The organism is Pseudofrankia coriaricola, from assembly GCF_032027725.1.
Classification (GTDB): Bacteria; Actinomycetota; Actinomycetes; order Frankiales; family Frankiaceae; genus Pseudofrankia.
This window is the reverse complement of sequence record NZ_JASNFO010000019.1, coordinates 1-14,618: the sequence shown is the minus strand read 5'-3', so window position 1 is coordinate 14,618 and position 14,618 is coordinate 1. Positions and strand designations below refer to the sequence as shown.

Annotated in this window: 11 protein-coding genes; 9 read left to right on the top strand and 2 right to left on the bottom strand. The window is 72.9% G+C overall.

Going from position 1 to position 14,618, the window contains the following annotated elements; translation table 11 throughout:
- Positions 1 to 7: 7 nt before the first annotated feature.
- Positions 8 to 691: a GNAT family N-acetyltransferase gene (locus tag QOZ89_RS11545; RefSeq protein WP_071048946.1), complete on the bottom strand. Its 684-nt coding sequence runs from the start codon at positions 689 to 691 to the stop codon at positions 8 to 10.
- An 87-nt stretch (positions 692 to 778) separates the two neighbouring features.
- On the bottom strand, positions 779 to 1,897 hold the full coding sequence (locus QOZ89_RS11540) for a Sir2 family NAD-dependent protein deacetylase (RefSeq protein WP_083418652.1): 1,119 nt from the start codon (positions 1,895 to 1,897) through the stop codon (positions 779 to 781).
- 508 nt (positions 1,898 to 2,405) lie between these two features.
- Between QOZ89_RS11540 and QOZ89_RS11535 the strand changes: the two genes are divergently transcribed.
- From QOZ89_RS11535 to QOZ89_RS11495, 9 genes are all read left to right on the top strand, one after another.
- Positions 2,406 to 5,186: an HAD-IC family P-type ATPase gene (locus QOZ89_RS11535; protein WP_241841733.1), complete on the top strand. Its 2,781-nt coding sequence runs from the start codon at positions 2,406 to 2,408 to the stop codon at positions 5,184 to 5,186.
- Positions 5,187 to 5,349: 163 nt separating this feature from the next.
- Positions 5,350 to 5,703 carry a hypothetical protein gene (locus tag QOZ89_RS11530; protein ID WP_071048945.1) on the top strand — a complete coding sequence of 118 codons (354 nt, stop codon included), beginning with the start codon at positions 5,350 to 5,352 and terminating at the stop codon, positions 5,701 to 5,703.
- Positions 5,704 to 5,816: 113 nt separating this feature from the next.
- Positions 5,817 to 6,338 (top strand): hypothetical protein, encoded by a 522-nt coding sequence (locus tag QOZ89_RS11525; RefSeq protein ID WP_071048944.1) that lies wholly within the window; start codon positions 5,817 to 5,819, stop codon positions 6,336 to 6,338.
- Positions 6,339 to 6,580: 242 nt separating this feature from the next.
- Positions 6,581 to 7,498: a fumarylacetoacetate hydrolase family protein gene (locus tag QOZ89_RS11520; RefSeq protein WP_312623744.1), complete on the top strand. Its 918-nt coding sequence runs from the start codon at positions 6,581 to 6,583 to the stop codon at positions 7,496 to 7,498.
- A 574-nt stretch (positions 7,499 to 8,072) separates the two neighbouring features.
- Entirely contained in the window at positions 8,073 to 8,336 is a 264-nt protein-coding gene (locus QOZ89_RS11515; RefSeq protein ID WP_071048942.1) for a hypothetical protein, read from the top strand.
- A gap of 503 nt (positions 8,337 to 8,839) precedes the next feature.
- A complete protein-coding gene (locus tag QOZ89_RS11510) occupies positions 8,840 to 9,961 on the top strand; it encodes a thiamine pyrophosphate-dependent enzyme (RefSeq protein WP_312623743.1) in 1,122 nt (373 codons plus the stop codon).
- Positions 9,958 to 11,007, top strand: a complete 1,050-nt coding sequence (locus QOZ89_RS11505) for an alpha-ketoacid dehydrogenase subunit beta (protein WP_312623742.1) — start codon at positions 9,958 to 9,960, stop codon at positions 11,005 to 11,007. Before QOZ89_RS11510 ends, QOZ89_RS11505 begins: the two co-directional genes overlap by 4 nt.
- Before the next feature lie 213 nt (positions 11,008 to 11,220).
- Entirely contained in the window at positions 11,221 to 12,699 is a 1,479-nt protein-coding gene (locus QOZ89_RS11500) for a dihydrolipoamide acetyltransferase family protein (protein WP_071048941.1), read from the top strand.
- A 147-nt stretch (positions 12,700 to 12,846) separates the two neighbouring features.
- On the top strand, positions 12,847 to 14,574 hold the full coding sequence (locus QOZ89_RS11495) for an IS1634 family transposase (protein WP_312623741.1): 1,728 nt from the start codon (positions 12,847 to 12,849) through the stop codon (positions 14,572 to 14,574).
- Positions 14,575 to 14,618: the final 44 nt, after the last annotated feature.

Genomic DNA, 14,618 nt, shown 5'->3' with positions numbered 1-14,618 from the left:
GGCGGGCTCAGCCGGTGGGCTCTCCCGGAGTGGTGACCTCCTGGGCGGCGGTGAGTGGTTTGCGCAGGACGGTGAAGGCGAGGTCGTCGCGGCGGGGGAGGCCGAAGCGCTCGTCGCCGTATGGGAACGGCTTCGTGTCGCCGGTCGGCTGGTAGCCGCGGCGGACGTACCAGGCGATCAGCTCGGCGCGCTGGGAGATCACGTACATCTCCATCCGGTCGGCGCCCCAGACCTCGCGGGCGCGCCGCTCCGCCTCGGCGAGCACCGCCGAGCCGAGCCCCCCGGCCTGCCTGGTCGGGCGTACCGCGAACATGCCGAAGTAGCCGGTCGCGCCATGCCGTTCCAGCTGGCAGCAGGCGATGATCCGCCGGCCGGACACCGCCCCGGCGCGAGTGCCGCCTTCGCCACCCTCGCCGTCCGCGACGCCATGGACGCCCTCGGTGTCATCCGGGACCCTGCCTGCTGCCTCCTCCGCCACCAGGATCATCCCGTCGGTGCCGGCCACGATCTCGATGATCGCCTGGGCGTCCGTGCGCTGGCCGCCGAGCAGGTCCGCCTCGGTCGTCCACCCCGCCCGGCTCGGCTCCCCCCGGTAGGCCGACGTGATAAGCGCCAGCAGCTCCGGCACGTCAGCTAGCGTCGCCGCCCGGAACCGCACGTCAGCCCACCCCGCCGCTCCGTTCGTCCGCACATCCTCATCCTCGCAGTGTCCGCCGGCTCTCCGACGGGGCCCAGGGCCGGCCGGGGGCGGCCGGTCGCGGCCCGCGGGCGACGGCCCTCAGGAGGAGGCGGCAAGCTCGGCGGCCAGGGGCGGGAGGATGTCACTGAGGGGGGCGTCGACGAGGAGAGCGGCGCGGGTGTCGGCGCGGGTGGGGCCCTGGTTGACGATGGCGACCGGAATGCCCAGCTGGCCGGCGCGCAGCACGAAACGATAGCCAGACATCACGGTCAGCGATGATCCGAGTACCAGCAGGAGCCGGGAGCGCTCGACAACATCCATCGCGGCCGTCACCCGGTCGCGCGGGACCGTCGCGCCGAAGAAGACGACATCGGGCTCCAGTCTGCCGGCGCCGCACCGCCGGCAGCCGACCATGACAAACCTGGCGATCTCGGCCTCGGCGAGCGCGGCGTCGCCGTCCGGGTTGACCCGCCCGGCCGGCGTGAGCGCCGCACCGGGCGTGCCGGCGCCCTCCGCGCCCTCCGCGGACGGGCCGCTCCGGCTGTCCTGCCCGTCGGCCGGGCCGGGCTCCTCGGCGCCGGACACGCCGGCGTCGACGGCCTTGGGGCGGAAGTCGGGGTTGGCGGCGGCGAGACGCGCCTCGAGCTCGGCGCGCGGGCTGACGTCACCGCAGTCGGAGCAGAGCACCCGGGCGAGGCTGCCGTGCAGCTCGATGACCGAGCGTGCGCCGCCGGCCTGGTGCAGACCGTCGACGTTCTGGGTGACGAGGCCTGCGAGCAGGCCAGCCTCTTCGAGCACCGCGACCGCGGTGTGCCCGGAGTTGGGGCGCGCCTCGACGATGTGCCGCCAGCCGGCGTGGCCGCGGGCCCAGTACCGCCGCCGGGCCGCCGGGTCACCGGTGAACTGCTGGTAGGTCATCGGGGTGTGGTTGCGCCGCAGCGCGCCGCTCGGGCCGCGATAGTCCGGGATCCCGGACTCGGTCGACATGCCGGCGCCCGTCAGCACGGCGAGGCCGCGGCCACCTCCGTCGCTGGCACCGCGGGCGTCACCTGCACCGCGGGCGGCTGAGATGGCGTCCCGGAGCGCCGCCACTCCGGCCGCCGCGTCCCTGACCACCGGCAGGCCCGGCGGCCGCGGGCCGAGAACCGCGGTGCGCGCGAACGGTTTGACTCGGTAGGCCAGTGGGGCCGCGCTCACGGCCAGCCCTTCGGTTGCCATGGTCCTATGGTGCAGGCACGACGCACAGCCGCACCCGGCCGGCGGCTTGTGGCGCTGACATCAGGCCGCCGGCGGCCGGGTCCGCCTGGTCTCATGCCGATCTGGTCTCGTGCGCGGCGGTGCCGATGCAGGGCGAGGCCCCGGCGCCCGCCGGCCACGTGACGGCCGAGCCCTGGGCGCCCGGCTGGGCGCCATGGCCGAGGATCATGCGCACGTCCAGCGGCAGGCCGCGTCGTGGATCCCCGTGCGTGGAACCGCCCGCGTGAGACCTACCTCATAGCAGGGCGCCGGTACCGCCCGCGCCCCGTGCGGCGCGCCTGCCCCTCGTCTTCCATTGCGCGCCCGGCGGGCGTGCCGTGGGCGCCCGCCGCGCGGAGACGCCGGCGGGCCAGGGTTGCGTCACCGGCTGGTCGAACTCCTCGCATACGGTTGGCGATGTACGCGCAGAGTGCCGGTCGCTCCGCCGCGCCGCGGCCATGCGTCCGACTGAGCGAGGGGGAAGCGAAGCATGGAGCAGCGGGTCGGCGCCGACCCGGCTACGCCCGGCCCGGCCGATGCCGATGCCGACGCCGACGCCCCCGCGCGCACCCCGGCCGGTACCGCCGCGGACGGCGGCGGCGCATCCGCCACGGCCGCCGGCAACGGCAGGACGGTGGTTCCCCCCGTGACCGACGGCCCCGATGGCCCTGACGGCGCGGGGGACGTCTCGGTCGCGCCGGCCGCATTGGCCGCGCCGGCCCCGCTCGGCGCGGAGGGCGAGCCCGACGGCGTCGGGGCCGACGACGGATCGACGAGCGGCGTCCTCGTGTTCTCCTCGGGCGGGCTGACCGCCGCGGAGGTCGCGAGCCGGGTCGCCGCCGGCCAGGTCAACGACGTGCCGACCAGGACGAGCCGAACCGTCCGCGAGATCCTCGCCGCGAACGTGTTCACCCGGATCAATCTGATCATCGGCGTGCTGTTCGCGCTGATCTGCGTCGTCGGGCCGATCCAGGACGGCCTGTTCGCCGGGGTGATCCTCGCGAACTCGGTGATCGGCATCATCCAGGAGCTGCGCGCCAAACGGACCCTCGACCGGCTCGCCGTCATCGGCGAGGCCCGCCCCGTGGTCCGCCGCGACGGCCAGGCCCGAGAGCTTCCTCCCGGCGAGATCGTCCTCGGCGACGTGATCGAGGTCGGGCCTGGCGACAAGGTCGTCGTCGACGGCACGGTGGCCGAGGCCGACGGCCTGGAGGTCGACGAGTCGCTGCTCACCGGCGAGGCCGACCCGGTCCACAAGCGCCCCGGCGACCCGGTGATGTCCGGAAGCTTCGTGGTCGCCGGCTCCGGCGCGTTCGTCGCGGCGAAGGTCGGTGCCGAGGCCTACGCCGCGCAGCTCGCCGCCGAGGCCAGCCGGTTCACGCTGGTGAACTCCGAGCTGCGCAACGGCATCGACAGGATCCTGCGGATCGTCACCTACCTGATCATCCCGGCCGGGATCGCGCTGGTCATCAGCCAGCTCACGATCGACGACAACGACCTGGCCGAGGCGATCCGGCGGATGGTGGCGGGCCTGGTCAGTATGGTGCCGGAAGGGCTGGTGCTGCTGACGTCGCTGGCGTTCGCGGCCGGTGTCGTGCGGCTCGGGACGCGCAACTGCCTGGTGCAGGAGCTGCCCGCGATCGAGGGGCTCGCCCGGGTCAGCGTCGTCTGCCTGGACAAGACCGGCACCCTGACCGAGCCGGCGATGGACGTCCTCGAGGTCCGCCGCCTGGGGGCGTTCGCCGCGGGCACATCCGGGGACGGCGATGGCGAGGCCGGCGCGGGCCGGCGGGTGCCCGCGGTGCTTGGCGCGCTCGGCGCGGCCGACCGGCGGCCGAACGCGAGCCTGCAGGCCATCATCGACGCCTACCCGGCACCCGAAGGCTGGCGGCCGGTGGACGCCGCGCCGTTCTCGTCGGCCCGCAAGTGGTCCGGGGCGAGCTTCGTCGAGCCGGACGGCACGGAGTCGACCTGGCTGCTCGGCGCGCCCGACGTGCTGCTCGGGCCCGGCCACCCGGCGCTGGCGGACGCCGACGCGTTCGGCGAGCGCGGCCTGCGGGTACTGCTGCTCGCCCGCTCCGACCGTTCGCTCGTGGACGCGCTCGCGGGCGGCGCCGGCGGTCTCGCCGGCGCGGTGGAGCCAGCGGCGCTGGTCGTCATCGCCCAGCGGCTGCGCGCCGACGCGCCGGACACGCTGCGTTACTTCGCGGAGCAGAACGTCGCCACCAAGGTCATCTCCGGGGACAACGCGCTGTCGGTCGGCGCGGTGGCCCGCGAGCTCGGCCTGCCCGGCGCGGAGGACCCCGTCGACGCCCGCACTCTGCCTGAGGACCGGGCAGAGCTCGGCTCCGAGCTCGAGACGCACACCATCTTCGGCCGGGTCACCCCGCACCAGAAACGCGAGATGGTCGGCGCGTTGCAGGCCCGAGGCCACACGGTCGCGATGACCGGCGACGGCGTCAACGACGTCCTCGCCCTCAAGGACGCGGACATCGGCGTCGCGATGGGCTCCGGCAGCCCCGCGACCCGCGCCGTAGCCCAGATCGTTCTGCTCGACAACAGCTTCGCGGCGCTTCCGTCCGTCGTCGCCGAAGGCCGCCGCGTCATCGGCAACATCGAGCGGGTCGCGAACATCTTCCTGGACAAGACGGTCTACTCGGTGCTGCTCGCGATCGTCGTCGTCGCGGCCCAGGTTCCGTACCCGTTCCTGCCTCGGCACCTGACGCTGATCAGCTCGCTGACGATCGGCATCCCTTCGTTCTTCCTGGCGCTTGCGCCGAACCACGAGCGGGCCCGGCCGGGCTTCGTCTCCCGGGTGCTGCGCTTCGCCATCCCCGTCGGCGTGCTGTCGGGCCTGGCGACGGTCGCGACGTACTTCCTGGCGCGCGAGGTCTTCTATGACCACGACCTGCGGGCCGAGACCTCCCTGTCGACGTTCACGCTGTTCCTGGTCTCGATCTGGGCGCTCGCCATGATCGCCCGGCCCTACACCTGGTGGCGGGTCCTGCTGGTCGCCGCCATGGGCGTGCTGTTCGGCGTGGTGCTGGTCGTCCCCTATCTGCAGGACTTCTTCCAGCTCTCCCTGGTCGGGACCACCGGCCCGCTCATTGCCCTCGGCATCTCCGCGGCGACGGCCGTCCTCATGGAGATCGTCTGGTTCTTCTTCCGCCCCCCGCACGGCTCGGGCCCGACAGCCGAAGCCGGTGCCGAGGCCGTCCCGTCCGTCGGATCCCGGCAAATCCCGGCAAACCCCGTCTCCGTCGACCACTGAGCCGCCCGGCTCCCGCCGGCCCGCCGGTCCCGTCCGCCGCGCTGGCCGCCGGGCGGGTACCGCTGGCGAGCCTCCGCGACCTGCGCGGCCGAGGGCGTGCGCCGGGTCGCGGGGGGTCGGATAGGATCGCGTTCTACGGCATGTAGTAGAGGTGGGCGGGCGGATGGTCAGGGTCATTGCGGTGGCGGTGGCGGTCACGGCGCTGCTGCTCGCGGCCTGGGTGTTCTTCCTCGCCTGGCAGAGCCGCCAGATCGGGCGTGCGGTGATCGCCGGGGCCGGGGCCGTCGAGGCGCTGATCCTCGCGCAGGTGATCGGCGCGATCGTGCTGGTCGCCCGGGGCGAACGCGCGGACGAGCCGCTGACGTTCGTGCTCTACTTGATCGCGTCCGTCGTGGCGCTGCCCCTCGGGGCATGGTGGGCCGTGGGGGAGCGCTCCCGGTCCGGGACGGCGGTGCTCGGGGTCGCGGCGCTGGTGGTCGCGGTCATGCTGCAGCGCCTGCAGCAGACCTGGTCCTGACGGGGACCGACGGGCGCCCGGACCAGGCCCTGGGGCGCGGGAGGCTTCGCCGGTGCCGGGCGTCCTTCGGCCGGAGACCCGGGTGGGTCAGACAGGTATGGCGGGAGGACAGGATGACCACCGAGACGGCGGCGGAGGCGGCCACGGCGGGCGGTACGCCCCCGGAGGGCACCCCGGGGACGCGGCGGACGGCGAGCGGGCCGGGCCGGCTGCTGGTCGCCGTGTACGCGGTGTTCGCGGTCGCGGCGACGTCACGGGCGCTCGTGCAGATCATCACGAAGTTCCACGAGGCACCGGTCGCCTACCTGCTGTCCGCGCTCGCGGGCGTCGTGTACATCCTGGCGACGATCGGGCTCACCCGTTCCTCGGCCGCTGGCCGGCGGCTGGCGACCGCCGCCTGCGCCGCCGAGCTCGTCGGGGTGCTGACCGTCGGCACACTGAGCGTCGTCGACCGCGACCTGTTCCCAGACGAGGCGGTCTGGTCGGTCTACGGCCAGGGTTACTTCTTTCTGCCGGTCGTGCTGCCTGCGCTCGGCCTGTGGTGGCTACGGCGGTCACGTGGCGGACGCTTCGCGCCCGCCACCGTGCACCGCCTGGTCGGGCGCGGGGCGCCCTCCCCACGTGGTCCCGAGTAGAGGCATATGGCGGTGGCTGACCTGGTGCGGGGCCGAGGACGTGGCGGGTTTGGCGCAGCGCTGATGCGCCGTCACCAGCGGCGGCCGGGTTGCGTGGACGGCTCACCAGCACGGTCCACCGAAGATCGATGCTTGACAGCCAAGCGCATGGGATTCCGTCGGCCGGGGTTCGTACGGGTGCACGGGCGGCTGTGGCACCGTCACGTCGTGCCACGCGCGCAGGTGATGTCGAAGGGGTCGCGATGCGGTTCGTGGGGTTCCGGGAGGGGGGCAGGGCGGTCGTCGGCGTCCTGACCCAACCTGGCGGCGGCGCGCCAGGGGCGGCGACGCCCGCGGCGGCCGTGCCGGCGGTGATCGGGCTCGCGCCGGTCGAGGAGTTCTACGCCGATCTGTCCCGCTGGCGTGACCGGGCCGCCGAGGCGCTGGCGCTGCCGGGGACCGCGGCACGGCCCGTCCCCGAGCTGACGCTGGTCCCGCCGATCCCACCGGCGGCGCGGGTGCTGTGCGTCGGGCTGAACTACCGGGCGCACGCGGCCGAGACCGGCCTCCCGCTGCCGAAGTACCCCGCCATCTTCGGCCGGTGGACGGTGTCGCTCACCGTCGACGGGACGCCGGCGCCGGTGCCGGCGGGGGAGCGCGGGCTGGACTGGGAGGGGGAGCTGGGCGTCGTCGTCGGCGCGACGCTCGCCGACGCCGACGAGGCGACGGCGCTCGCTGGCGTGCTCGGCTACGCCGCGTTCAACGACCTGTCCGCCCGCCGGGCCCAGGGGCGCTCGCCGCAGTGGACCCTGGGCAAGAACTCCGACCACAGCGGGCCCCTCGGCCCGGTCGTCACCGCCGACGAGGTCGGCGACCCGGCCGACGGGCTACGCGTCGTCACGCGGGTGCGCAGCCGCGCGGACGACGGCTCCCCGGTCGAGGAGGTCGTCCAGGACGGCGACACCAGCGACATGATCTTCAGCGTCGGCCAGGTGCTGTCCTTCATCAGCCAGACGATGACCCTGCATCCCGGCGACCTGCTGGTCACCGGCACCCCCGCCGGCGTCGGCTACATCCGCAGGCCGGCCCGCTACCTGGTGCCCGGCGACTGGGTGGAGGTCGAGATCGAGCGGGTCGGCCGGGTCGCCACCCCGATCGTCGACGCCACCGGTCGCGGCTGACCGCCGTGCCGGCGTATCCCGGCTGACCGGTTCGGCTGGTTTCCGCGGGCGGCCGGTCACCGCGATCCCATTCGCCCGCCGCCCGGCCGCCCCCGGTTTCCACGAGCGTGGCGCGTGACTGTGACCGCGGCCGGGGTACTTGATGACCCGAAGTCCGGGCGGCAACGACCTGTCTGATGGCGCCGGCCGGCATGGCGGACGGCCATGAGGGCCGGGCACTTGTTCCCGAGAAAGCTGTCAAGCACCAGCGCCAGCCGATTCCATGACGGCTTCCCGGCTGCCTCCACCGTTTTTTGTCGGCTCATTTTCTTCGGCGGATGAGGTGGGATGGTGGATATCTTCCCCAGCTCTCGCGCCGCTCGCCCCGGTGTGGGCGGAACCGGCCGCAAATCCGGCTAAAAGGCGTACGTGGCGAAACGACGGGACGCTCCCTGATCCTTTTTTCGGCTCGACGAAATCTAGCTACGCTGCGTCACGCAGTCATTCCGACGTCGCATTCCGCGGCTGGCCGAAGATCGCGCGAGAGACATCCCGCGTGGCTGGAGGCCGCCAGGTGATTTGGGGGAACGGTCAGATGAAGAAGTCGATTGGTCGACGCGCGGCCACCATTGCCGTGACCGGGGCTGTCGCTGTGGTTCTTGGTTTCGGTCCGGGAGTCGCTGCCGCGCAGGCCTGCGACTGGGGCTGGGGCGACAAGAAGGACGGCGGCTGGGACAGGGGCAAGGACGGTTGGGGCAATGACCGCAAGGACGGTTGGGGCAAGGACCGCAAGGACGGTTGGGGCAAGGACCGCAAGGACGGTTGGGGCAATGACCGCAAGGACGGCTGGGGCTGGTAGTCGCCCGCTGTCCGGCCAACCGGCCGGCTCCTGCCGTGGCCGTGCGGATCAGCTGATGCTCCGGCGGTCCTGATGGGCTGGGGCGGCGCTCCCTGTCGGGGCGCCGCCCCTCTTTCGCGTGTCGCTTCCTTCCCATCCCGCGCGGCGATCCCCGGTGCCTCCCCACACGCCCGTCGACACCCGCTCGGACCCGTCCTCCCCGACCCGGCTACCGCGAGCGGTCGGTGGCCGGCGGCCAGTGGCGGGAACGGCTGCCCGGCGACGGACGGTGAGCGCGGGCGGCGGGCCGGGGCGCCACACAGCGGGCCGGCCGCGGACCACACGGGCGCCGCAAGCCTCCCACCGGCTGCCGCCCCCTGGCAATAACGTACCGTATTCAGACGGACTCCTACTGTAGTTATCGGGCGTACAACTATATCGGTATTCGATTACTGAAAGTGGCCGAAATATGGTGAGACTGTAATTGCTGTGGTCACGGTCAGCTCGGAAAGGGAGTGCGCTACGTGAGTTCGGGTGATTCGTCCGACGACTACGGCGTACGGCTGCTGAATCCCGACGGGTCAGCATGTGAGCATGTGGATTTCCTCGCGCTGCTCGGCGTCGAGGGGCTGAAAGGCTGCTACGGGGCGATGCTGCGGGCGCGGCACCTCGACGAGGCGGCGACCGCGCTGCAGCGCCAGGGCGAGCTCGTGCTGTGGATCCCGCTGCGCGGCCAGGAGGCGGCCCAGATCGGCTCCGTGCGCGCGGCCTCGCCCGCGGACTTCATCTTCCCGAGCTACCGGGAGCACGCCGTCGCCTGGGACCGGGGCCTGCCCGCGGTCGAGGTGCTGCGGCTGCTGCGCGGGATCACCCACGGCGGCTGGGACCCGGCCGCCCACAACCTGGCCAACTACGCCCTCGTGCTCGCCTCGCAGACGCTGCACGCCGTCGGCTACGCCCTCGGCCTCCAGCTCGACGCCCAGCTTGGCCCCCGGCTCGACGCCCAGGCCGGCGTGCCGGGCGGGCAGGAGCCGGCGGCGGTGCTCGTGTACCTCGGCGACGGCGCGATGAGCCAGGGCGACGCCAACGAGGCGTTCGTCTGGGCCGCGAGCTTCAACGCCCCGGTGGTCTTCTTCTGCCAGAACAACCAGTGGGCGATCTCCACCCCGGCGGCGCGCCAGTCGCGGGTGCCGCTGGCTGCCCGGGCCGCCGGGTTCGGGTTCCCGGGCGTGCGGGTCGACGGCAACGACGTCGTCGCCGTGCATTCGGTCACGTCGTCGGCGCTTGCGCGGGCCCGCGTGGGCGAGGGTCCCACACTGATCGAGGCCTACACCTACCGGATGGGACCGCACACCACCTCCGACGACCCGACTCGCTACCAGCCGGCCGGCGAGGTCGACCACTGGCGGGCGCTCGACCCGATCGACCGGGTCGAACGGGCGCTGGCCCCCGTCTGCGACGCCGCCTGGTTCGGCGAACAGCGGGCCGAGGCCGAGGCGGCGGCCGCCCGGCTGCGGACCGAGACGCTCGCGCTGCCGGACCCGCCGCCGGACGCGTTCTTCGACGAGGTGCTGGTGACCGAGACGGAGGAGGCCCGCGCCCAGCGCACCAGCTTCCGCGAGTACCGGGAGTCGTTCCAGGTATGACCACCACGCGTATTCCGCGACCAGGCACGCTCCTGGTTCCCGAGGCCAGGTCCGCCGCCGAGCCGGCGCCGGTGTCCGTCCCACTGGCCAGGGCGCTCGGCGCCGGGCTGCGGGACGCGATGGCGGCCGACCCGAAGGTGGTTCTGCTGGGGGAGGACGTCGGGCGGCTCGGTGGCGTCTTCCGGGTGACCGAAGGGCTGCAGGAGGAGTTCGGCGAGGCGCGGGTGATCGACAGCCCGCTCTCGGAGAGCGGCATCGTCGGCGCCGCGATCGGGCTCGCGATGCGCGGCTACCGGCCCGTCTGCGAGATCCAGTTCGACGGCTTCGTCTACCCCGCGTTCGACCAGATCGTCACCCAGCTCTCCCGGCTGCACCAGCGCTCCGCCGGCCACCTGCGGATGGCGGTGACGATCAGGATCCCCTACGGCGGCGGGATCCACGCCGTCGAGCACCACAGCGAGTCCCCGGAGGCGTACTTCGCGCACACCCCGGGGCTGCGGCTGCTGACCCCGTCGACGTCCGCCGACGCCTACCTGCTGCTGCGCCAGGCGATCGCCTGTGACGACCCGGTGATCTTCTTCGAGCCGAAGCGGCGCTACTGGGAGCGCGGCCCGCTGACCGTCCCCGAGGACCCGCCGCCGTTGATGGAACGCGCCCGGGTGGCCCGGCCCGGCACCGACATCACGCTTATCGCCTACGGGCCGACGGTGCGCACCTGCCTGGACGCGGCGAGCGCCGCCGCGGCCGACGGCCGCTCGGTCGAGGTCGTCGACCTGCGCTCGCTCGCCCCGCTGGACTGGGCGACGCTGACCGGCTCGGTGCGCCGCACCGGCCGGGCGGTCGTCGTGCACGAGGCGGTGGTGACGGCGGGGCTCGGAGCCGAGATCGCGGCGCGGCTGACCGAGGAGTGCTTCTACCACCTGGAAGCACCGGTCGGCCGGGTTGGCGGGTACCACGCCCCCTACCCGCCGGCGCGCCTCGAGCACGAGTACCTGCCCGACCTCGACCGGGTGCTTGACGCGGTGGACCGGGCCTTCAGGTACTGACCGCGCGGAGGGCGCCCCGGGGCCACGTCCGAGACAGCCCTGCCCGCCCGCCGAACGCCGACAAGGCGACCCAGATACTGACCGCCAGCCGAGGCCGACCCACAGGGCTCGGGCCACACCACAGACAGATGCCAGGCGGGCGTGGGGCGTCTGTCGCCGGGCGCCTCCAGGCGCCCGGCGCACGCGACCGCCCGACCGGTGGAAAGAGGCCAGATGTACGACCAGTTCCACCTGCCAGACCTCGGCGAGGGCCTCGCCGAGGCGGAGATCGTGCACTGGCTGGTGCGGCCCGGGCAGACCGTGGAGCTCAACCAGCCGCTCGTCGAGGTGGAGACGGCCAAGGCCGCGGTGGAGATCCCGTCGCCGTTCGAGGGCATGGTCCACGCCCTGCACTGCGCCGAGGGTGACCTGGTGCCCGTCGGCTCGGCGCTGCTCACTGTGGCCACGGCCGAGGCCCCGGCCCCGGCCGGGACCGGGGCCGGGGCCGACGATGCGCCACCGGCCCCGGTCGTCGGCCACGCGCCGGTCGAGCCCGCCGGGGGCGAGCCGCCGCGCCGCCGCCCGCGCCGACCGCTTCACCAGCCGCCTGCCGCCGCTGCCGCACCCGGGACCGCCGCCGACCAGCTGCTGCCCCGGCCCGTTGCCACTGCCAGCGCCGCGCTGTCGGCCCTCGCGCCGCTGGTGCGGGCCCAGCCCGCGCCGGCGCTGAGCACCGCGCCGGCGGCGAACGGATCGGCGGCCCCGGCGCGGGCGCGGGCGCTGGCCACCCCGCCCGTCCGCAAGCTGGCCCGCGACCTCGGCGTCGACCTCGCCGCGGTCCGGCCGACCGGCCCCGCCGGGACGATCGCCCGCGCCGACGTCACCGCGGCCGCCCGGCTCGGCGCGCCGGAGAGCCGCCCGGACGCCGGGGAGGCGCCGCCCCAGCGAGCGGGCGACGGCGGGGCCGAGCTGTCCTCGGCCCGGCCGGGTGAGCGGATCCCGGTACGCGGTGTCGCCCGGCAGATGGCGCTCGCCATGGAACGCAGCGCCTTCACGGTTCCGCAGGCGACCGTGCACCGCACCGTCGACGTCACCGCGATGCTGGCGCTGGTCGCCCGCTGGCGGGCGGAGAACGAGGCGGCCGCGCGTCCCGGTGCCGCGGCCGCGCCGCGGGTGACGGCGCTGGCGTTCATCGCGCGCGCCGTCGTCGCGGCGCTCGCGGCGCACCCAATGGCGAACGCGCGCTGGCTGACGTCCGCCGACGGGTCCAGTGAGATCGAGGTGTTCGCGGCCGTCAACCTCGGGGTGGCCGTGGCCGCCGACCGCGGGCTGATCGTACCGATCATCCCGGACGCGGGCAGCCTGTCGCTGCCCGCGCTCGCGGGCGCGCTCGCCGAGCTCGTCGCCGAGGCGCGCGCCGGGCGGACCCCGCCGGCCAGGATGCTCGGTGCCACGATCACCGTGTCCAACGTCGGCGTCTTCGGGGTCGACTCCGCCGCCGGGCTGGTCCGCGAGGGCGAGGCGGCACTCGTCGTGCTCGGCGCCATCCGGGAGACCCCGGCCGTGTGGGAAGGCCAGGTCCAGGTCCGCAAGGTGATGACGATCTCGGTGTCGTTCGACCACCGGATCCTGGACGGCGAGGCGGCCGCCCGCTACCTCGGCGAGATCGCCGCCGTGCTCGCCGACCCGCCGCGGCTCCTCCTGCTGGGTTAGTCCGAACTTGCGAGTGCTCGAAGATCGCTACGCGCACAGCCTGGCACTTTGGCCTGTGTTGTCCGAAGTGTAGTCAGTAGGTTGCTTGATCGGGATCTTGCTGGATGGGATCATCGACTCGTGGCGAGGCAAACGGGTGCTATGCACGTGGACCGGATTGTCAGTCGGCAGACGAACGCGGCCGGCGAGCCGCGGGAGTACGTGTCGCATCTGGTGCGGCGTACCTTCCGGGAAGACGGAAAGGTCAAGAACGAGACCATTGCGAACGTCTCGCACCTTCCGCCGGCGGCCATCGACGTGCTCAGGAAAGCGCTCGCGGGCCGGACGCTGGTCGATGTCGAGAAAGATGTCGAGATCGCTCGGTCTCTTCAGCACGGCAATGTCGCCGCGGTCATGACGGTCGCCCGGCAGCTCGGCCTGCCGGCACTGCTGGGGCCGGCTGGGCGACAGCGGGATATCGCCCTAGCGCTGATTGTCGCCCGGATTATCCAGCCCGGTTCGAAGCTCGCCACCAGATCCTGGTGGTCCGACAACACGCTCGGCGCGGACCTGGGGATAGACACGGCGTCGACCGACGAGATCTATGCCGCCATGGACTGGCTGCTACACCGGCAGGACGACATCGAAAGGCAACTCGTGGGCCGGCATCTCGTCGACGGCGGCCAGGTTCTTTTCGACCTGTCGTCGTCCTGGATGGAAGGGCACTGCTGCCCGCTGGCGTCCCATGGCTATTCCCGTGACGGCCGTCGCGGGCTCGAGCAGATCGAGTACGGAGTCCTCACGGACGCCGACGGCCGGCCTGTCGCGATACGCGTCTTCCCCGGTAACACCGGCGACCCGTCCGCGTTCATCGAAGCCGTGCACGCCGTCCAGAAAACGTTCCACCTGAAGAGTGTGATCATGGTCGGCGATCGAGGGATGATCACGTCGGCGCGTATCAGGGCGCTCCGCGAGTCCGACGACCTGGGATGGATCACCGCCCTGCGCGCGCCCCAGATCGCCCAGCTCGCGGCCGTGGACGGCCCGCTGCAGCCGACCCTGTTCGACGAGACCAACCTCGCCGAGATCCGCCACCCGAAATTTCCCGGAGAGCGGCTGATCGCCTGCCGGAACCCTTTCCTGGCAGCCGAGCGTGCCCGCAAGCGTGACGAACTGCTCGATGCCACCGAAAAGGCGCTCGCCCCAGTCGTCGCCGCCGTCACGGAAGGCCGGATCGTCGGCGCCGCGGACATCGGCATGAAGATCGGGAAGATTGTCCACAGGCGGAAGATGGCGAAGCACCTCGAGATCACGATCACGGACGCCGATGTCACCATCGCCCGGCGGGAGGAGAGCATCGCCGCCGAGGCGGCGCTCGACGGCATCTACGTCGTCCGCGCCGAGGAGAAACACGCGAGCGGAATGCGCGGAGACGAGATCGTCACCGCGTACAAGAACCTCTCCCAGGTCGAACGAGTCTTCCGTACGATCAAGACGACCGACCTTCAGGTGCGACCGATCTACCACTACCTGGAAAACCGGGTCCGCGCACATCTCTTGATCTGCTCCCTCGCTGCCTACATCACCTGGCACCTGAGGAAACGGCTCGCCCCCCTCACCTTCACGGACGAGGAGCCGCCAGGCCGCACCGACCCGGTCGCGCCCGCTCTCCGTTCCGAGGCCGCCAACCGGAAATCCACACGCAAGGAACAGCCCGACGGAACGCCTCTTTACAGCTTCCAGGGCCTCCTCGCGCACCTGGCCACCCTGACCCGCGACGAGATCCGCATCAGCGGCGGCGGCAGCCTTCAGCTACTCACGAACGCCACCGAAACCCAGAGAAAGGTCTTCCAGCTAATCGGCGCGCCTATCTCCAAGACCGTTGGTAGTCAGTAAGACGATCAATGGCTGCCGCGAACCCGCAAGTCACGAGCCCGCAG

What these genes read in the sequence shown, in the direction of transcription:
- QOZ89_RS11540 (WP_083418652.1), bottom strand. Translation starts at nt 1,897, where the DNA reads ATGGCAACCGAAGGGCTGGCCGTGAGCGCGGCCCCACTGGCCTACCGA.
- QOZ89_RS11535 (WP_241841733.1), top strand. Translation starts at nt 2,406, where the DNA reads ATGGAGCAGCGGGTCGGCGCCGACCCGGCTACGCCCGGCCCGGCCGAT.
- QOZ89_RS11530 (WP_071048945.1), top strand. Translation starts at nt 5,350, where the DNA reads ATGGTCAGGGTCATTGCGGTGGCGGTGGCGGTCACGGCGCTGCTGCTC.
- QOZ89_RS11525 (WP_071048944.1), top strand. Translation starts at nt 5,817, where the DNA reads ATGACCACCGAGACGGCGGCGGAGGCGGCCACGGCGGGCGGTACGCCC.
- QOZ89_RS11520 (WP_312623744.1), top strand. Translation starts at nt 6,581, where the DNA reads ATGCGGTTCGTGGGGTTCCGGGAGGGGGGCAGGGCGGTCGTCGGCGTC.
- QOZ89_RS11515 (WP_071048942.1), top strand. Translation starts at nt 8,073, where the DNA reads ATGAAGAAGTCGATTGGTCGACGCGCGGCCACCATTGCCGTGACCGGG.
- QOZ89_RS11505 (WP_312623742.1), top strand. Translation starts at nt 9,958, where the DNA reads ATGACCACCACGCGTATTCCGCGACCAGGCACGCTCCTGGTTCCCGAG.
- QOZ89_RS11500 (WP_071048941.1), top strand. Translation starts at nt 11,221, where the DNA reads ATGTACGACCAGTTCCACCTGCCAGACCTCGGCGAGGGCCTCGCCGAG.